The 20,309-nt window shown below is 53.7% G+C and carries 15 protein-coding genes; 8 read left to right on the forward strand and 7 right to left on the reverse strand.

Translation table 11 applies throughout. The features are described from left to right. The first annotated feature begins 42 nt into the window (after positions 1–42). From rpoN to npr, 5 genes are all read left to right on the forward strand, one after another. On the forward strand, positions 43–1,476 hold the full coding sequence (rpoN, locus tag ACCW76_RS05295; RefSeq protein WP_034826625.1) for an RNA polymerase factor sigma-54: 1,434 nt from the start codon (positions 43–45) through the stop codon (positions 1,474–1,476). Positions 1,477–1,497: 21 nt separating this feature from the next. After that, positions 1,498–1,785: a ribosome hibernation promoting factor gene (gene hpf / locus ACCW76_RS05300; protein WP_034826627.1), complete on the forward strand. Its 288-nt coding sequence runs from the start codon at positions 1,498–1,500 to the stop codon at positions 1,783–1,785. A gap of 162 nt (positions 1,786–1,947) precedes the next feature. Next, positions 1,948–2,430 carry a PTS IIA-like nitrogen regulatory protein PtsN gene (gene ptsN / locus ACCW76_RS05305; protein ID WP_176505766.1) on the forward strand — a complete coding sequence of 161 codons (483 nt, stop codon included), beginning with the start codon at positions 1,948–1,950 and terminating at the stop codon, positions 2,428–2,430. A gap of 52 nt (positions 2,431–2,482) precedes the next feature. After that, complete coding sequence (rapZ, locus tag ACCW76_RS05310; protein WP_038649498.1) at positions 2,483–3,337, forward strand: RNase adapter RapZ; 855 nt, start codon at positions 2,483–2,485, stop codon at positions 3,335–3,337. Beyond that, complete coding sequence (npr, locus tag ACCW76_RS05315; protein ID WP_034826632.1) at positions 3,334–3,606, forward strand: PTS phosphocarrier protein NPr; 273 nt, start codon at positions 3,334–3,336, stop codon at positions 3,604–3,606. Before rapZ ends, npr begins: the two co-directional genes overlap by 4 nt. 6 nt (positions 3,607–3,612) lie before the next feature. On the opposite strand, the gene mtgA is transcribed toward npr, so the two are convergent. Both mtgA and arcB read right to left on the reverse strand, forming a co-directional pair. After that, a complete protein-coding gene (gene mtgA, locus ACCW76_RS05320; RefSeq protein WP_436337957.1) occupies positions 3,613–4,335 on the reverse strand; it encodes a monofunctional biosynthetic peptidoglycan transglycosylase in 723 nt (240 codons plus the stop codon). Between the two features lie 878 nt (positions 4,336–5,213). Then, positions 5,214–7,568, reverse strand: coding sequence for an aerobic respiration two-component sensor histidine kinase ArcB (arcB, locus tag ACCW76_RS05325; RefSeq protein ID WP_436337958.1), 2,355 nt, complete (start codon positions 7,566–7,568; stop codon positions 5,214–5,216). 885 nt (positions 7,569–8,453) lie between these two features. Here arcB and ACCW76_RS05330 point away from each other — a divergent pair. Beyond that, a complete protein-coding gene (locus tag ACCW76_RS05330) occupies positions 8,454–13,985 on the forward strand; it encodes a glutamate synthase-related protein (protein ID WP_436337959.1) in 5,532 nt (1,843 codons plus the stop codon). Between the two features lie 66 nt (positions 13,986–14,051). Then, positions 14,052–15,806: a sulfite reductase subunit alpha gene (locus ACCW76_RS05335; RefSeq protein ID WP_436337960.1), complete on the forward strand. Its 1,755-nt coding sequence runs from the start codon at positions 14,052–14,054 to the stop codon at positions 15,804–15,806. Between the two features lie 166 nt (positions 15,807–15,972). Here the strand turns inward: ACCW76_RS05335 and sspB are convergent, their stop codons facing one another. The 5 genes from sspB to zapE all read right to left on the reverse strand — a co-directional run bounded on the left by sspB (position 15,973) and on the right by zapE (position 19,631). Further along, positions 15,973–16,455: a ClpXP protease specificity-enhancing factor gene (gene sspB, locus ACCW76_RS05340; RefSeq protein WP_034826642.1), complete on the reverse strand. Its 483-nt coding sequence runs from the start codon at positions 16,453–16,455 to the stop codon at positions 15,973–15,975. A gap of 3 nt (positions 16,456–16,458) precedes the next feature. Then, entirely contained in the window at positions 16,459–17,100 is a 642-nt protein-coding gene (gene sspA, locus ACCW76_RS05345; RefSeq protein ID WP_034826645.1) for a stringent starvation protein SspA, read from the reverse strand. A 327-nt stretch (positions 17,101–17,427) separates the two neighbouring features. Continuing rightward, on the reverse strand, positions 17,428–17,820 hold the full coding sequence (rpsI, locus tag ACCW76_RS05350; RefSeq protein ID WP_034826648.1) for a 30S ribosomal protein S9: 393 nt from the start codon (positions 17,818–17,820) through the stop codon (positions 17,428–17,430). 15 nt (positions 17,821–17,835) lie between these two features. Further along, the gene (rplM, locus tag ACCW76_RS05355) at positions 17,836–18,264 is read right to left on the reverse strand and encodes a 50S ribosomal protein L13 (RefSeq protein WP_034826650.1); all 429 of its coding nucleotides are present in this window, start codon (positions 18,262–18,264) and stop codon (positions 17,836–17,838) included. Positions 18,265–18,503: 239 nt separating this feature from the next. Further along, on the reverse strand, positions 18,504–19,631 hold the full coding sequence (zapE, locus tag ACCW76_RS05360; protein WP_038649520.1) for a cell division protein ZapE: 1,128 nt from the start codon (positions 19,629–19,631) through the stop codon (positions 18,504–18,506). 184 nt (positions 19,632–19,815) lie between these two features. Between zapE and zapG the strand changes: the two genes are divergently transcribed. Beyond that, positions 19,816–20,220, forward strand: coding sequence for a Z-ring associated protein ZapG (gene zapG / locus ACCW76_RS05365; protein WP_034826655.1), 405 nt, complete (start codon positions 19,816–19,818; stop codon positions 20,218–20,220). Positions 20,221–20,309: the final 89 nt, after the last annotated feature.

Raw genomic sequence — 20,309 nt, forward strand, 5'->3', positions numbered from 1 at the left:
GTCGTTATTCACGACATTTGCTTAGGAAATTCAAGCAGAATTATGAAGCAAGGTTTGCAACTCAGGCTCAGCCAACAGCTGGCGATGACCCCACAGTTGCAGCAGGCCATTCGTCTGCTGCAACTCTCTACGCTTGAACTCCAGCAGGAACTGCAACTGGCGCTGGAAAGCAATCCGCTGCTTGAGCAAACCGATCTGCATGAAGAAGTCGATTCACGTGAGCATCAGGAGAGCGACTCGTTAGACACACGTGAAGCCCTCGAACAGAAAGAGATGCCCGAGGAGCTTCCACTCGACGCCACCTGGGATGAAATCTACACCGCAGGCACGCCTTCTGGCACGGGTACCGATTACCAGGATGATGAGTTGCCGGTTTATCAAGGCGAAACCACCCAGTCACTGCAGGACTACCTGATGTGGCAAGTGGAGCTCACGCCGTTTACGGATACCGACCGCGCGATTGCCACTTCAATTGTCGACGCCATTGATGACACGGGCTATCTCACCGTTTCCGTCCAGGACATCTGCGACAGCATTGGTGATGAAGAGCTGACGCTGGAAGAGGTTGAAGCGGTGCTGAAGCGTGTTCAGCGCTTTGATCCTGTCGGTGTCGGTGCTCGTGATCTACGTGACTGCTTGCTGGTGCAACTTTCACAATACGCGGCCGATGCGCCAATGCTGGCAGAAGCGCGGTTGATCGTCAGTGAACATCTGGATCTGCTAGCCAACCACGATTTTCGCAGCCTGATGCGTGTCACACGCCTCAAGGAAGAGGTGCTGAAAGACGCGATGCTGCTGATTCAGTCACTCGATCCCCGTCCCGGCCAATCGATCAACACCAGCGAACCCGAGTATGTGATTCCTGATGTACTGGTGCGTAAAACCAGTAAGCGCTGGACCGTTGAACTGAATTCAGACAGTTTGCCGCGCCTGAAGATCAATCAACATTACGCCGCGATGGGCGGCTCCGCGCGTAACGACAGCGACAGCCAATTCATTCGCAGTAATTTGCAGGAAGCCAAATGGCTGATTAAAAGCCTCGAAAGCCGCAACGACACACTGCTCAAAGTGACGCGTTGTATTGTCGAGCAGCAGCAGGCGTTCTTTGAACAGGGCGAGGAATACATGCGGCCGATGGTGCTGGCTGATATCGCCCAGGCCGTGGATATGCATGAATCCACCATTTCCCGTGTGACCACGCAAAAGTACTTGCACAGCCCGCGTGGCATCTTTGAATTAAAATATTTTTTCTCCAGCCATGTGAATACCGAAGGCGGTGGCGAAGCCTCTTCCACGGCGATCCGTGCACTGGTGAAGAAATTGATCTCCGCGGAAAACCCCGCAAAACCCTTGAGCGACAGCAAACTCACCTCCATGTTATCCGATCAGGGCATCATGGTGGCGCGACGTACGGTTGCTAAATATCGCGAGTCTTTATCTATACCGCCATCAAACCAGCGCAAGCAGTTGGTTTGACCGAACGAAGAAGGAAGACCTATGCAGCTAAACCTGACCGGACTGAATGTTGAAATCACTGAACCGCTGCGCGAATTTGTAAATAGCAAATTTGCCAAACTGGAACACTACTTTGATCGTATCAATCAGGTTTATATTGTTCTGAAAGTGGAGAAGGTGACGCAGATTGCGGAAGCAACACTGCACGTCAACGGCGGAGAGCTGCACGCCACAGGGGAAGCGGAAGACATGTATGCGGCCATCGACGGGTTAATCGACAAGCTTTCCCGTCAGCTGACCAAACACAAAGACAAACTGAAAAAACACTAACCTTCATGCTTGCAGAGTGCTGACCGATTCGGCACTCAGAGCGCAAATGGGGCGGGTTAACCGCCCCGTTTTGTCATCTGCGCAAGCGCCAACGGGAGACTCGCCATTGTGCTATGAATGGCGTTAACCTTGCGGCTATGTGAACTCGCAAGTGAAACGATGATGAACAACGATCTGACACTGGAATTGAGCTCGGTCCTCTCACTGGACTGTACCCGTAGCGGCGTACACTGCCAGAGTAAAAAACGCGCGCTGGAAATTATCAGCGAGTTGGCAGCAAAGCAGCTCAATCTGCCGCACCAGACACTATTTGAAGCCATTCTGACCCGCGAACGTATGGGCAGTACGGGCATTGGCAACGGTATCGCCATTCCGCATGGTAAGCTGGAGGAGGATACGCTGCGCGCCGTTGGCGTGTTTATCAGCCTCGACCAACCGATCGCCTTTGACGCCGTGGACAATCAGCCGGTTGACCTGCTGTTTGCTCTGCTGGTGCCTGCAGACCAGTGCAAAACCCATTTGCATACGCTGTCGCTGGTCGCTAAACGTCTGGCGGACAAAACCGTCTGCCGCCGTTTGCGTGCGGCACAGAGTGATGAAGAACTCTATGCCATTATCACAGAAGCTCAGGAAGAACACTCTTAAGCGACAGACACATTTACCGGCCTATTCGTCGGTTTAAAACGGGAGAAATGTGATGGTGCTGATGATCGTTAGCGGTCGGTCAGGCTCAGGAAAATCGGTCGCACTGCGTGCCCTGGAAGACATGGGATTTTACTGTGTCGATAATCTGCCCGTGGTGCTGCTACCGGAATTAGCGAACACCTTAACAGAGCGCAATATTTCGGCGGCCGTCAGCATTGATGTGCGCAACATGCCTGAATCGCCGGAGGTGTTTGAAACAGCGCTCAACAATCTGCCGGATTCGTTTTCACCACAGTTACTGTTCCTGGACGCCGATCGCAACACGCTGATACGGCGTTACAGTGATACTCGCCGCATCCATCCGCTCTCCAGTAAAAACCTGTCACTGGAAAGCGCGATTGATGAAGAGAGTGACCTGCTTGAGCCTTTGCGTTCGCGGGCAGACCTGATCATCGATACTTCCGAAATGTCGGTCCATGAGTTGGCTGAAATGCTGCGTACGCGCCTGTCAGGCAAACGTGAGCGTGAGCTGACCATGGTGTTTGAGTCCTTCGGTTTCAAACACGGCATCCCAATTGATGCCGATTACGTCTTCGATGTGCGTTTCCTGCCAAACCCGCACTGGGATCCCAAGCTGCGTCCGATGACCGGGCTTGATCGTCCGGTTGCGGCTTTCCTCGACCGCCACACTGAAGTGCATAACTTCATTTACCAGACGCGCAGCTATCTGGAGCTGTGGTTGCCGATGCTGGAAACCAACAACCGCAGCTATCTGACGGTCGCGATTGGCTGTACCGGTGGTAAACACCGTTCGGTTTACATCGCCGAACAGCTGGCAGATTACTTCCGTTCACGCGGCAAAAATGTGCAGTCTCGTCATCGCACTCTGGAAAAACGTAAATCATGACCGTGAAGCAAGTCGTTGAGATTCGCAATAAACTGGGCATGCATGCGCGCCCGGCAATGAAACTGTTCGAGTTGGTGCAGAGTTTTGACGCAGAGGTACTACTGCGCAACGAAGCCGGTACGGAAGCCGAAGCCAGCAGCGTGATTGCGCTGTTGATGCTCGACTCCGCGAAAGGCGGCCATATCGAGATTGAAGCCAGCGGCCCGCAGGAAGTAGAGGCGCTGGCTGCGGTGATTGAGCTGTTTGAAGCCGGGTTTGACGAAGACTAATTGTCGTTAATGCAATTTGTAGCGAGCGAGGAAACCTTCCCCACCTAACTGACGCATTTGGCGCATTATCCACTGCTGGCGCATTCGTATATACCCGGAAGGTGCATCAGCGCGGAAGCGAATCGGGTTTGGTAGTACCGCCGCCAGCAGCGCAGCTTCAGAAATCGTCAGACGACTGGCTGGTTTGTGGAAGTAGCGCTGTGAAGCCTCTTCCACACCAAACACGCCGTTGCCAAACTCCGCAATGTTCAAATATACCGTCAGAATGCGGCGTTTGGTCCACACCGTTTCGAGTCCAACGGTTAAACCGGCTTCGAACCCTTTTCGCACCCAGCTGCGGCCATCCCATAAGAACAGGTTTTTTGCGGTCTGCTGCGACAGCGTTGAGGCACCACGCATCTGTTCTGAGCCATCGTTATCCAGCACTTTTTGTATCGCATCAACATCAAAGCCCCAGTGCTCCGGAAATTTTTGATCTTCAGAAGCGATCACGGCCAGCGCCATCCACGGAGAAATCTCATCCATGCTGACCCAATCGGAGTGCGCCACATAGCCGAACCGGCCACTGAACCAGGCGCCCAGTTGACGCTCCACCATCACCGCAGAAAACGGCACTGGTAAAAAGGCAAAGATCACGATGCCGGCCAGCCAAATTCCCAACCACGCCAGCAGCACTTTAGCAATCAGCACTTTAAGGCGTTGCCCAATTTTCCCTTTACTCTTACTCATGCAATTTTCTCTTACCTGTTCCCTGCATTAATCAATCACCCCGGTCACAATGTTGATTACCTGTAATCCTGGGCAAAACTTTACCGCTTATCGCGTGAAAGTTAGAGATGAAGTTATTACCTGCGTCATCATCGTTCCTCTATTAGAGCCAATCACATCAAGCACTTCCATCATGAGGGAATCGGTTCCATGGTGAAAAACCCAGCAAAACCCTTACAATCGGATACTTCATACAAAGTGATAAAGATCACGTTTAAACTTTCACAATACTTAACAATAAACTTTCAAAGCGTTGGAATAAGCGCACTGATGCGCGCAGCCGTTTCAATAAACGTGGCTTAAATCGCGTCAACATCACCATGATTAGCCCTGACGCTGGTAAAGGATTTAGCCTTCCGTTTGGTTTACATTTCACCGCAAAACCTTAAACTGGAACTTTCTGCAGAGGGTTTCCAAAACGTTTTGGATAACCCACCAAAACCACCTTATTTGTTACCTAATATCAGCATGTTAAGCTCACTTAACTCTGATTTTTCGGCTGATTAGGAATTTCGGCGCAGCTGTCAGGCTTTTCCTGCTTCCGGCTGAAGGAAATTCAGGCAAAAAGCAGAACAATTGGTCAAAAATAGTGCAATACGGCAAAGAAATTAATTCCTTGCTTGACTGTGTCAGCAAATTAATGTTTTCTGTATTTAATCGCTGCTCAACTTCACACAATTTAATGAATCTTGTCACAAGCGTTGGCGAATTTGTTAAGGTGATTTCGAAGCGTTAACCAATACCATACTGTTGCTGATCCATTCGACTTCTAACGATAGCAGCAGTACCCATTTCCCTGGTGTTGGCGCAGTATTCGCGCACCCCAGTTTCGACTGGGGTCATTTTTTTCTGGCGTCCGAAGATTTTTCCCTTTCAGCTACCCACTCGCGTAATACGTTAACGTCATGCAGCCACTCATGTTTTAATTCGTCGATCCACTCCTGCACGTTGTCCCACCATGCTGGCAGTTCCGGTGACTGTATCTGTTTCGCCAGTTTCTGCAGATGCAACAGTCCTACTGAGCCCGCAGCACCCTTGATTTTATGCCCTTCTTCCGCAATCCCTTTTTGATCGCGCGCCATCATGTTGGAATCCAGCACGTCGAGATACCCCGGCATCATCTGTTCAAACATCGTCAGGCTTTGTGTAATCAATCCTGGGCCGACCAATTCGATATACTGTTCCAGCATCTCCACATCGAGCAGCATGCGCGAGTGTACGTCTGAGGAGGCCTGAATCTCTTCTTCCGGTTCGCCCTGGTAATCCCAGAACTTTTTAATCATCGCCGTTAAGGCCGGCACCGCCAGCGGTTTACTCAGCACATCATCCATACCGGCGTCGAGATACTCTTTTTTATCCTTCAACACGTTGGCGGTCAGTGCCACCAGCGGCGGCAGCGCCACGCCAGCATGGCGTTGGTGAATGGCGCGCGACACATCCAGCCCGGTCATATCCGGCAGCTGAATATCCAGCAACACCAGATCAAATTCCTGCGGATCAAACATCGCCAGCGCTTCAGTGCCGGTCATCGCCACTTCCACACTGCATCCCAGTTTCTCCAGTACTGAGCGCGCCACAATGACGTTCAGTTCAATATCTTCAACCAGTAATACGTGCAGCGCCGGCAGTGGCATGCTGTCGTCGAGATCTTCGTCTTCCACCTCATCGGCCACACGAGGTGCATTTATCTCGACCACAAAGCATGAGCCCTGCCCCGGCGCACTACTCACGCTAATATCGCCGCCCATCGCCTGTGCCAGACGACGAGAAACCGCCAAACCAATGCCGGTACCGGTGGCGGGTTTTCCGCCGTGCTGATCTTTTACCTGGTAATACATGGCGAAGATCTTGTCCTGCTCTTCCTGCGGAATTCCCATGCCAGAATCCTGCACTTCAAAGCGCAGCGTTTCGTCCTGGTGATAGGCGACGCGCACCACAATTTCACCCTGCTGGGTGAATTTCACCGCGTTACCGATCAGGTTCCACAAAATTTGACGCAGGCGCGTGCCGTCAGCAGAGATGATGTGCGGCAGCGGTAGCTCCGGTGCCATCACGAACTTCAGTCCTTTCGGCTGCGCCAGTAAACCGGAGAGGTTTTCCAGATCGGCAAGGAAGCCGGTGAAATCGAGCGGCTGATTATCCAGCTGCACTTTGCGGCGCTCGATTTTGTCCACTTCAATCACGTCATTAAAGATGTTGCCAAGCGTGATGGCCGAGACATGGATGGTTTTCAGGTACTTCAGTTGTTCCTGATTGAGATCGGTGTCCAGCAGAATGCGGCTCAAGCCGACAATGCCATTCAGTGGCGTACGCAGTTCATGGCTGATGGTTGAAATAAAGGTGGTCTTCTCACGGCTGGCATTCTCCAGCGCGTCCTGATAACGCTTACGCTCAGTAATATCGCGACCAAAGCCCATCAGGCCACTGCGTTTACCAACGCGATCGTAATACGGCACTTTGCGGATTTCGAAGCAGGCTTTGCGCCCATCAGGATATTGCAGCCACTGTTCGTACGTCAGGGAGACGTTATGGCGGAATACCTTTTCATCCGTCTCCAGCACCTTGGAGGCGGCATCTTCATCATAAATGTCGCGCGGCGTCAGGCCAATCAGTTGCTTCTCGCTCATGCCCGTTAGCAGCTCCATCGCGCGGTTACAGCCCGAGAACTGCTTGTCGATGTTGCGATAGAACACCAAATCCGGTGAGGCATCGAGGAAGGAGCGTAGGAAAGAGGATTGCTGTTCCAGCTCGATTTGCGCCTGTTCACGGCGCGCCATCTCTTCGCGCAGTTTATCCATCACCTGCTCGCGGGCCTGCTCCGCTTTGATACGATCGTTAATTTCCTGATTCAGCTGAGCGATGGTCTCTTTCATTTGCTGATTGAGTTCAAGATCGCGCGTGCGCATCTCTTCCAGCTTATCGACCAGCTTCGTCAGGCGCTGGCGAGACTCTTCCAACTGATCAACCACCACCGAGAGAAAATAGACGGCCCAGGGCGTGATCAACAGGCCGAAGAACACCGAACGCACCACATCGATACTCTCAACATGGCCACGCAGTACCATGGTGACAGCCATTTGCACCACCATCGCCAGCACCACCAGTGCTGAGGCTAATAGCAGCGAGAAACGCACCAGCCCCAGCTTGACCATCAAATCAACGTAGTACTGCGCTAAAAGACGAATCTGTTTCATCACGAGCTCCCTGAACGAAATCTGGCTCATGATAGCGTAATTATCGCGGCACTGCGCCGACTCAGCGTGTCATTGCCTGCTGATTTTGCCTCATTATGGTGCATCGCAGCGCCTTTTCGCCGATGTTCGCGTCGTTATGCGTAAAGCGCTTGACTAAATCTGCCAACTGAATAATCTGGAGGGCCGCGCTTTTGCGACCCTTTTGTAACATCCCGTGCTATTCCTCCCTCCGGCAGCCATTTCATCTGATGGCTGGGCCTTGTTATTGCATATTCATTCAACTTTAGCGCCATTTTACTCACAATCAGCCTGATTAATTTTACTAATGACAGCCCTATTTTGATTCAAATATGACGCCATAAGAAAAACAGATACATGCTGTGCGTGAAACCGCCCCAACAGAATTTTATGCTGATTGAATGCAGTTATTCAGCATTGTTTAGATATCTGAGGCGTACCTCACAGTGAGACGGCTCACACTTCATAGGGGAATCAGAATCGTCAGATTGACAGTTATTTACGTAATAAATTGTTCATAATCATAAAGTTAATTGGCAAAACAGCCGATTACCCGCAACAAAGCTGGCTATTTGACCTGAGTTCGCTTTCCCGATAAGTTGGAATTCCGCTGGATGCTTTCCAGTCGGGACTGTGTCTCGGCATATCTATGCAGCAAGAAACTCCCTCTGGATGCAAGTTATCTCCCGTAAGAGACCGGAAGTAAGAGCAGCTCATCAAGGACGAGACCATACTCTCTTGAGAGCCTTTGCTCGGTATTGCGACGTCCGCGTTTAAGCGGCGAAAACGAATTTGATACAGCACGCAGCAGTGCTCTGTGCTTGAAATAATGCAGGTAATGTCAAAAGCAGTTTAAGGAGACCCTCAATGTCCACTCAAAAACCTCATCCCTATGGTTTGTATGATCCCTCAGCCGGTAGTGATAGCTGTGGTGTTGGGTTTATTACCCGTAAGGACGGCGAGCAGACCCATGAGATCCTGCAGATGGCGCACAGCGCACTGTGCACAGTACCGCACCGTGGCGGTATGTCTGCTGAGGGCGTGGGCGATGGCGCAGGTGTCAACGTCGACCTTTCTCTGAACTTCTTCCGCAAAGTGACAGGCCAGCCACTGGAAGCCGGCCGCTTTGGCGTGGGTAACTTCTTTGTGCCAAAAGATGCCGAGCTGCGTGCTAACGCAGAGCGTCTGGTCGAAGAAACTCTGGCCGCCCATAACTTCCCTGTGCTGATGAAACGCGATATGCCACTGGACGGCAGCGTGACACGTCCAGCCGCCCTGCCATTCCAGCTGCCGATTGTGCAGTGGATTTTTGCGGCGCCACAGGAAGTCACTGAACAGATCGAATTCGAGCGTCACATCTATCGTGCGCTGCTGGATATCGAAGCGCGTGCCTTTACAGAAAGCGAATTCGGCGGTCTCTATCCGCTGTCGCTCTCTTCCCGTACTCAGGTATTCAAAGCACGCCTGAACTCAAATGAAGTGATTCCGTACTTCAAAGATTTGACCGATGTTGACCATCAGGTGCGCGGGCTGTTCTTCCATACCCGCTTCTCCACCAACACCGATCCACACACCACCATGGCACAGCCGTTCCGCCTGATGGCTCACAATGGTGAGCTGAACACCGACCGTAAAAACCGCATCGCAGAAGCGGCATTGATGCTGGCGCGCGGTAAGAAAATCGTGCGTCCGAAAGGCCAGTCCGACAGTTCGCGTCTGGACCAAAGCATTCATAGCCGTTTGATGGAAGATAACCTCGACCTGATCAACGCCGTCGTCTCAATGATGCCGCCAGCGTGGGAAAACGACACCTCACTGTCAAATGAAGTGCGCGCGATGCTGGAGTACTTCTCTCTGTATGAAGAGAAGAACGATGGCCCGGCAGCGTTGATCTTCGGTAATGGCGAAGTGATCGGGGCACGCCTTGACCGCCTGGGCCTGCGCCCATTGCGTTCTGTCGAAACCGCCGAGTACATCGGTGCGATGTCCGAAGCGGGTCAGATTGCCTTCCCACCGGAAAGCGTACTGCGTCGTGGCCGTATCGAAGCGGGCGGCATGCTCTATTACGATCACAAAGAAAAACGCTCTTACACCACGGTGGAAGCGCTGGAAAAACTGGCAGCAGAGAAAGATTACCTTTCACTGCTGAGCGCGGCTCGCGTGGACTTGCACGATCTGCCGGAGATTCAGGCAGAGCAGCTGGGTTCACCGCTGCGCTATCGTGGTGACCTCAAAACCTATCAGCGTTTTGTGGCGTACTACTACAACCAGGAAAGCTTCAAATTCATGATGGACCCGATGCTGCAAACCGGCGCTGAGAAGATCTCGGCGATGGGTTACGGCAACGCCATCAATGGCCTGTCCGACCACGAAGGCGGCATGGCGCACTACTTCTCACAACGCTTTGCTCAGGTCACCAACCCGCCGCTGGATTCCATCCGTGAAGCGGACGGCATGACGTTGCGCGTGGCACTGGGTGCGAAGCCCCACTTGGGCCGCAGTAAAGGTCAGCAGGTTATCGTGCCCACGCCGATCCTGACACACCTCGATATGCTGCGTCTGCGCGAGCAAACCGTCGCACCTTATGCGCGTTTCGAGATGTTGTATGAGCCGGTCATCGGCAAAGATATCGTCAGCCGCGCCGCCAACGCCAAAGCGCTGGAAAACGCCATTGATAATCTGGCACAGCAGGTCGTGGATTTCGCACGCCAGCAGGGCGGCATTGCGGTGATCACCGACCGCCACATCTCTACAACTCACGCGGCGATTCCTATGCTGTTGATGGTCTCTGCCATCAACCAGCGTTTGGTGCAGGAAGGTCTGCGTCTGGATGTTTCTCTGGTGGTAGAAAGCGGCCAGAGCATCTCTTCACACCACATCGCTGCAACCTTGGGCTTTGGTGCGTCTGCGGTTTACCCGCTGGGCGTACAGATGCGCGCGGAAGAGAAATATGGCGAAGGTGAAGAAGGTAACAAAGCCTTCAAACGCTATGCCAAAGCAGCCGAAAAAGCCTTGATGAAGACCATGGGTAAAGTGGGTCTCTGTACCGTTGAGAGCTACAGCTGTGGTGAATTCTTTGAACCTAACTTCCTGAATACCGACGATCCGGTTCTGAAGAAGTACTTCCCGAATATTAAAACACCGGTCGGTGGCGCGGGCTTCCCGGCTATCGCCCAGATGGCGGTTGACTGGCACCAGAGCGCACTGAAAATTCAGGGCGAGGCCGAAGTGCCACTGCTGGGTCTGTTCAAAGAGCGTGCGGAAGGTGCAGGTCACTCTTACGGCACCATCGCCGTGCGTACCTTTATTGATATGACGGAACAGCCGATTCGCTTCGCGGACAAAGCACGCGAAGAGGACAACTTCATCCGTCTGATGACGCTGGCCAAACTGGACAATGCCTTCAGCATTAAAGCTGACGCATTCAAAGACAGCAGCTTCGAACGCATCCCGAACGAGATCATTGACTCACTGGCGATCACGCCGGATTACCGTCAATTCTCCAGCCTGATGCACGCCGAGCGTAAACGTCGCCCAGCGGCGCTGCGTGACATCCTCGCGCTGCCGTGTGATTTGACCCACGTTGACAGCGAAGCGGAGTTTGGTCGCAAACTCGGCCGTTACTCACTGGTCAACAACGGTTTTGCCACCCGTGGATTGAAGTGTGAAGCCGTGGAAGGCAGCCTGAACCAGTTCGAGCTGCGCCTGATTGATTCCATCGCGGGCCTGAAGCCAGAAGATGAACGTCTGGAAGCGCTGGCACGTGCACTGAAAACCCGCTTTAGCGACGAGATCGAAAGCAGCAGCGTGGCCGATGGTGTATTGCACATCACCGCTTACGGTAAAGCGGCAGATTACCTGTCACTGATCTTTACCGCGTTGCCTTCGCTGCCACTGGAAGAGATCCAGCCGGCACACGAAATTACCCGCACTTTCGCCTCCGGTGCGATGAGCCACGGAGCGCTGGTTGCGCCTGCGCACGAAGCCGTGGCGCACGGCACTAACATGGTCGGCGGCATGAGTAACTGTGGTGAAGGTGGCGAGCACTATTCGCGTCACGGCACCATCCGCGCTTCACGCATCAAGCAGTTGGCATCCGGTCGTTTCGGCGTATGGGCGGCTTATCTGGCCGACCCGATGCTGGAAGAGCTGGAGATCAAAATTGGTCAAGGCGCGAAGCCAGGTGAAGGCGGACAGCTGCCTGCACCGAAAGTGACCGTGGAGATCGCCGCAGCACGTGGCGGTACACCAGGTGTTGAGTTGGTTTCACCTCCACCGCACCACGATACCTACTCTATCGAGGATTTGGCACAGCTGATCCACGACTGTAAAGCCGCACGTGTCCGCGTCATCGTGAAACTGGTGTCTTCAGAAGGCATCGGCACCATCGCGGTTGGCGTGGCGAAAGCCGGTGCCGACGTGATTAACGTGGCAGGTAACACCGGTGGTACTGGTGCGGCTTCCGTCACCAGCTTGAAATACACTGGTCGTGTTGCCGAGATTGGCATCGCCGAAGTACATCAGGCGCTGTGTGCTAATGGCCTGCGTGACAAGGTGCAGCTGCGCTGCTCCGGTGCACAACAAACTGGTAGTGATGTGATCAAATCTGCCCTGCTCGGCGGCGACAGCTTCGAGTTCGGCACCACCGCGCTGATGATGCTGAAATGCGTGATGGCGAAAAACTGTAACGTTAAATGCCCGGCCGGTTTAACCACTAACGCCGAAGCCTTTGATGGCGATCCGCGCCAGCTGGCGCAGTACTTCGTTAACGTGGCGCAAGAAGTGCGTGAATTCCTCGCACGCCTTGGCCTGCGTTCACTGCGCGAAGCCCGTGGCCGCTCTGACCTGCTGCACCTGATGGATCACCCACTGGAAGTCGGCAAGCTGGATCTGCGTGCGATGTTGACCGTGGTGCCAGAGCAGAAAATCGCGAAGCCGGTCTATCTGGAAAAAGATTTTGAGCTGGATGATGGCTGGGTTGAAGAGCTGAAAACGCAGCTGATCGACCAGGCGAGCCGCGATATCGCACTCGGCGCAGGCATTACCCTGAACAACCGTAACAAGAGCGTGGGCGGCCAGTTGGCCATCGACATCGAGCGCATGCTCAACCACGAACTGTCAGCTGAACAACGTGCTGCACTGCCAGCGGTGTTCAAAGACGATCGCGGCCGTCATTACCTGGCACCGCGCACTGTGAATATCCACACCAGCGGTTCTGCCGGTCAGTCATTCGGTGCCTTCTGCAACGATGGTATGCAGATGAAGCACTACGGCACCTGTAACGATGGCGTGGGCAAAGGTCAATGCGGTGGCGAACTGGTGGTGATGTCACCGGGCGGCGGCGCACAAGACAGCGACGGCAACGTGCTGATCGGTAACTTCGCGCTGTTTGGTGCGACCGGTGGCCGTTTGTTCGTACAAGGCCAGGCGGGCGACCGTTTCGCGGTTCGTAACTCTGGCGCTACTGCGGTAGTCGAAGGCGTCGGTGATTTCTGCTGCGAATACATGACTAACGGTGCGATTCTCAACCTCGGCACCTTTGGTAAAGGTTTCGGCAACGGCATGAGCGGTGGTTTCGCTTACCAGTATGACCCGTACGGTGCACTGGCAGGACACGCAGCGGGTGATTCCGTGCTGTTCGGTTCAATCGCTGACGAAGATGAATTGGCGCAGGTTCACAAGCAAGCAGTGCTGACCATGCTGAACTGGCACCTGGAAGCCACCCACTCGCCGCGCGCAGCCTGGCTGCTGGAGAATTGGGAAACCGAGTGCCACCACTTTGTCTACGTAATGCCGCGCTCGCTGCTGCTGTACCAAGACGGTGGCGAGATCCTGAAAGCGAAATCACGTAAGGATTTGCTGGAAGAGCTGTCAACCTCACTGGCTGCGCATCAGGTTGCCAAATTCAAGGCAGCATGGCGCACCGGCAAAACCATTGCGGATGGCGCCGTACCGGCTTACGGTGCGACGGATACAGCGGAAATGTTCGTGCTGCTCAACAACTACACCGTATTGAGCTTCGCGCAGCAACTGGCGCTTGGCAAACTGCCAAAAGGTACTGCCGTTGAAGACCCTGCGGTTGAGAAAGCGGTACGCAATTTGCTGATGACGGAAGACTTCGCGCTGGTGAGCAAACTGCAACGCCATGCACGCTCAGCGATTGAAAGCTACAGCGATGACGAACTGGCTAGCCTGATTGCAGCAAAACGTATGTCCGATTACAAAGCAGCATTAACGCAACGCAACATTCGCTCCATGGACAGCCTGGCGACCTATGGCTGGATCATTTATCAGGATGCCCGCAACCGTGAGGTGCTTGGCCATCTGCCTGATTTCGAAGAGCTGTTTGCACGCGCCGCGCTGCCAGAAATCGCCGCTGCTGTCGGGAAACTTTCCTGATAGCAGCACCAATGAATGTGTGTATATTGACTGAACATCACGAGACGGGTTTGAGTACAGATATCCATGAAGATTCCTTACATTCCTGAAGATGCGCCGTTTAACGGCGAACAGAAATACTGGCTGGCGGGTTTTCTCGCCGGTCTCCATTCGCGTCTGTTGGTATTAGAAGATAAGCAGACGGCACCTGCGGCCGGTGGCGCCACCAACACGCAGTTGCACATTCTGTTCGGTTCACAGACCGGCAACGCAGAAGCGCTGGCGCAAACTGCCGCTAAAGCCGCGCGTGCCAAAGGTCTGGTGCCGGTGGTTCAGGCATTGGGCGAAGTAGACCTGGACGTGTTCGCCACCATGCGTCATGTGCTGATTGTCACCTCCACCTACGGTGAAGGCGAGATGCCGGACAATGCCCAGCTGTTCTGGCAAGCACTCTCAGCCAGCACCGCGCCGCGTCTGGAGCAGATGCACTTTGCTATCCTGGCGATCGGCGATACCGGCTACGATGGCTTCTGTCAGGCCGGTAAATTCTTCGATATGCGTCTGGAACAGCTGGGTGCTAAGCGCGTCTTTGACCGTATCGATTGCGATATCGACTTCGAGGAGCCTTCCAGCGCATGGATTGGCGACGCAATGCCACAGTTTGCCGCCAGTGCCGGCAGCAGCGGCACGGTGTTAGAGAGCGCGCCAGAAGCGCCGGTGATTCCAGGTAGCAACAAGCAAAACCCTTATGCTGCAGCGCTGGCGACGAACAAGCGTCTGTCTGGCGAATCATCGGCGAAAGATATTCGCCACTTTGAATTCGATCTCACTGACAGTGGCCTGAAATATGAAGCCGGTGACGCGTTGGGCGTCATCCCAGTGAACGATGCTGAGCTGGTTAGCCTGTTGCTGAGCGAGCTGAAAGCGGACTATGAAACCCCGGTGCCAGGCTTTGATCGTAACCTCGGCGACCTGCTGACCTACCAGTTCGAGATCTCCGAACCATCGCGCAAGCTGATTGAGTGGGTGGGTCAGCACACTGCCAACCAGGAACTGCTGCACGTATTACAGCACGACGATAAAGACACCCTGGCTAACTGGCTGTGGGGCAAAGACACGCTGGACCTGCTGCAGCTTGAGCTGAAGCGCACCCTGTCTGTGCCAGAGTTCGTGGCGATGCTGCGTCCGTTGCAACACCGTGCGTACTCCATCTCTTCCAGCTCCAAAACCCATCCGAATCAGGTGCACCTGACGATTGCTTCCGTGCGCTATCACAGCGGTGGCCGTGAGCGTAAAGGCGTCTGCTCTACCTATCTGGCCGAGCGCGTGCGCCGTGGCGAGAAGCCAGCGATCTTTATTTCGCCAAACAAAGCGTTCCGCGTGCCGGCTAACGGCAATGCTCCGCTGATCATGGTTGGCCCTGGCACCGGTATTGCACCATTCCGTGCCTTCCTGCAGGAACGTCAGTCAACCGGCGCCGACGGCAAGAACTGGTTATTCTTCGGCGATCAGCATCAGGAACACGACTACATCTATGAAGATGAGCTTAACGGCTGGCAGCAAAGCGGTCTGTTAACACATCTCGACCTGGCGTTTTCACGCGATCAGGAAGAGAAGATCTACGTGCAGAACCGTATGCTGGAAAAAGGCGCTGAGCTGTATGCCTGGCTGCAGGATGGCGCGTACTTCTATGTTTGTGGCGATGCTTCGCGCATGGCGAAAGACGTGGATGCAGCGCTGTATGAAGTGGTGCGCCAGTTTGGTGGCCTCTCCAGCGAACGTGCAGCGGCTTATATTGACCAGTTGAAGAAAGATAAACGCTATCTGCGTGACGTCTACTAAGACCCATAAAAAGGAAGCTGATGAGCTTCCTTTTTAACCTCTGCTGTCGCAGCACGCTGAATCGCGCCATGTAACAGCGGTTCAGATGCGCGATCAATCGCGCCGTTATTGAGAAGTGCATCCATAAAAAAACGGGCCAATTGGCCCGTTTTTTATTTCATGCGATTTACTTCACCACGCGTAATGAAGGGCGCCCACCACGCGGTGGCGGTTCATCATCCGGTGAGTGATCGTTATCAGCCGCATCGTCGGGACGATCGCCATCAATCACTGACATCATCGTCTCTTCCTGGCCTTCCTGTTCGTTGGTTTCCAGCTCGTAAGCCGGTTCCGGTTCGAACATGGTACCTGCACCGTTTTCACGTGCGTAGATGGCCAGCACAGCGGCCATTGGCACAGAAACCTGGCGCGGCACGCCGCCGAAGCGCGCATTGAAACGCACTTCGTCATTGGCGAGGTCGAGGTTACCGACAGCGCGCGGCGCAATGTTCAGAACGATCTGGCCATCACGCGCATACTCCAGCGGCACCTGCACACCAGGCAGATTGATGTCGACCACCAGATGCGGCGTTAACTGGTTGTCGAGCAGCCAGTCATAAAACGCACGCAGCAGATACGGACGACGAGCCGTTAGTTGCGACATTTCCATACATTAGCCCCGGGCTTGCAGGCGCATTTCACGTTCCGCTTCCGTTAATGAAGCGAGGAAAGAGTCACGTTCAAATACGCGCGTCATGTAGCCTTTCAGCTCTTTAGAACCGGCACCAACCAGTTCAACGCCCATTTGCGGCAGGCGCCACAGCAGCGGTGCCAGGTAGCAATCAACCAGGCTGAACTCTTCGCTCATGAAGAACGGCGTGCGAGAGAACAGCGGGGCAATCGCCAGCAGCTCTTCACGCAGTTGTTTGCGTGCAGCATCGGCTTCAGCATTGTTACCGGTTTCGATAGCACGCATCAGCGTGTACCAGTCCTGCTCGATGCGGTGCATCATCAGGCGGCTTTCACCACGGGCAACCGGATAAACAGGCATCAGCGGTGGATGCGGGAAACGCTCATCCAGGTATTCCATGATGATGCGTGATTCATACAACGTCAGTTCACGGTCGACCAGCGTTGGTACAGTGCGATACGGGTTGAGGTCAATCAGATCCTGCGGCAGGTTATCCGTTTCAACCTGCTCGATCTCCACGCTGACGCCCTTTTCAGCCAGTACAATACGTACTTGATGGCTAAAAATGTCAGTCGGACCAGAAAACAGCGTCATTACCGAACGTTTGTTGGCAGCGACAGCCATGAAAACCTCCAAGTTTGTTCACAAAAAGATACTGCGAATAGCCAACCACGCGGCGACTCACCTGCTCATCAGATTCGCACACAGCCAACGTCAGTGGCGCTTTTCCGTCGTCCCGACAGAAATAACGCGCACAACGCTCCGGCTTGCGGGCGCAAAGTGTCAGTGAGTTTACCAGATTTTAAGCAGCTTGTGGGGCAGGGATAATGATTTGCGGGCAAAATGCGGGTAAAGCTCGCGTTTTTAGCGTGAAAAATCGTGAATGGCGGCAATAAAAAACCCGCCGAAGCGGGTTTTTTGAGCAAATTGTGTCTGCCGAAGCAGCAACAATTAACGCTTAGAGAACTGCGGACGACGACGTGCTTTACGCAGGCCGACTTTCTTACGTTCAACTTCACGTGCGTCACGGGTAACGAAGCCCGCTTTACGCAGTTCAGGACGCAGAGACTCGTCGTATTCCATCAGAGCGCGTGTGATACCGTGACGGATCGCACCAGCCTGACCAGAAATACCACCACCTTTAACAGTGATGTACAGGTCAAATTTACCAACCATATCAACCAGCTCCAGCGGCTGACGCACGACCATGCGTGCAGTCTCGCGACCGAAGTATTGCTCCAGTGAGCGCTGGTTAATTACGATGTTACCGCTACCCGGCTTGATGAAGACGCGAGCGGCAGAGCTTTTGCGGCGACCAGTGCCGTAGTTTTGAGTTTCAGCCATTGCCTATAATCCCGATTAAATGTCAAGAACTTGCGGTTGCTGCGCCGCGTGAGTGTGCTCGTTGCCTGCGTAAACTTTCAGTTTACGGTACATAGCACGACCCAGTGGGCCTTTCGGCAGCATGCCTTTAACCGCGATTTCAATCACACGCTCAGGACGGCGCTCGATCATCTCTGCAAAGGTCGCTTGCTTGATACCACCGATGTGGCCAGTGTGGTGATAGTAAATCTTGTCAGTACGCTTGTTGCCGGTTACAGCAACTTTCTCAGCGTTCAGAACGATGATGTAATCACCGGTATCAACGTGCGGAGTGTATTCCGCTTTGTGCTTACCACGCAGACGGCGCGCCAGTTCAGTCGCCAGGCGACCCAAGGTTTTGCCCGTTGCGTCAACAACATACCAGTCACGCTGTACGGTTTCTGGTTTAGCTGTAAAAGTTTTCATTGAAAAGCTTACCCAAATAAAAAGTTACACGTTGGTGAAATCCCAAACGCTAAGTAAACGATTGAGGCTCACACGACCATTTTGCCCAGCAAGCCACCCCTTCAAGTGAGTTACCGGATCACATCGAGTTCTTGGGAAAGAAAACCGATGCTGTAACGTGGGGTCGCAAGATTATAGAGAAGTCGAACTCAAAGATCGAACCTTTTTGCATCGAAATCCTGCGATTTTTGCCCACGTCATCAGGGCAGATGCGGCAGACGCAAATACTCTTCGCTTTGCATCTCCTGCAAACGCGACAAGCAGCGTTGATACTCAAACTTCAGGCGCGTGCCCTGATAAATTTCAAACAATGACGTTTCGGCCGCCACCACCAGTTTCACGTGGCGCTCGTAGAATTCATCGACCAGCGCCAGGAAGCGACGTGCCTGATCTTCCGTCTTGTAAATCATCACCGGCACATCATACAGCAATACGCTGTGGAAGCGGCGTGATAGCTCGATGTAGTCATGCTGGCTACGCCCGGTGCCGCACAGCGTGAGGAAATCGATCGCCAGCACGCCTTCGTTAACGCCCAGCGTTGGCATCTCACGATGGTTAATGTCCAGCACAGGGGCATCTTCACGCGGCTTACCTGAAAGTGCGCGGAACATGCGCTCCATTTCGGCATGCGTGTCCTCATTGAGCGGGAAATTCCACAGATGGGCTGACGTGAGGGTACGCAAGCGGTAGTCGATACCCGCATCGACGTTCATCACATCACAATGACGTTTGATCTGCTCGATGGCGGGCAGAAAACGCGGGCGCTGCAGGCCATTGCGATAGAGATCATCAGGCGGAATATTGGAAGTCGCCACCAGCGCAATGCCGCGATCAAACAGCGCTTGCATCAGCGTACCCAACAGCATCGCATCCGTAATGTCTGAAACGAAGAATTCGTCGAAGCAGAGAATATCGGTCTCCGCTTTAAAGCGGTCGGCCACGATCAGCAGCGGATCGCTATGGCCTTGTAACTGCGTCAGTTCTTCATGGACGCGCAGCATAAAGCGGTGAAAATGCAGACGAAGTTTGCGGTCGCCAGGAATAGACTGAAAAAACAAATCCATTACCCAGGTTTTACCGCGACCCACGCCGCCCCACATATACAGCCCGCGCACCGGGGCTTCGCTGCTGCTTTTCTCTTTACCCATCAGCTTTGACAGGCGGCCAAACAGCCCTTTCGCCGCAGGTTCCTGCGAGGGCTTGCGGGCAATCAATCCTTGCTGGATAGCATCTAAACGGGTAATGGCTTCACGTTGTACATCATCCGGGCGGAACTCGCCCTGTGACAGCGCCTGCTCATAGCGGGCAAGCGGAGATGAGGTTTGCATGGTTCTCTCAGAATCCCTGAAAAAGTCCGATTCACGGGTCGGTTGGCGAAAATTAGGCCGCTCTACAGTAAGCGATGCAGCCCGATAGTTCCACTTCCATAAGATTATTGGTTATAGTGGCTGCTATTGAAGTGGAAACAGAAGCAATGCCCTACGAAGCAACGGAAATTACACGGGAGTCATTATGACCTGGGAATACGGGCTGATTGGTTTAGTGATTGGCATTATTGTCGGCGCAGTCGTCATGCGTTTTGGCAACAAGAAGCTGCGTGAGCAGCGAAGCATGCAGTACGAGCTGGAAAAATCGAAGGCTGAGCTGGCAGATTATCGCGAAGAGCTCACCAACCACTTTGCGCGCAGCGCAGAATTGCTGGACAACATGGCACATGACTACCGCCAGCTGTATCAGCATATGGCGAAGGGTTCGAATGACCTGCTGCCAAATCTGCCGGGCGAAAAAAATCCGTTTGCTTATCAGTTAACGGAAGCCGAAGCGGACAACGATCAGGCACCGGTGCAAATGCCGCGTGATTACTCTGATGGCGCATCGGGTTTGCTGCGTGGTAGCGACCGTACTCCGCGTAAATAATCCTTTTGGGGCACAGCTTAGCTGTGCCCTTTTTGTTTTCCGAACACTTACGCCAAACTACTGTCACACTTTCTATCCCCTTTCTTCTT

The organism is Pantoea sp. C8B4, assembly GCF_051336905.1.
In the GTDB taxonomy this organism is placed as follows: domain Bacteria; phylum Pseudomonadota; class Gammaproteobacteria; order Enterobacterales; family Enterobacteriaceae; genus Pantoea; species Pantoea rwandensis_B.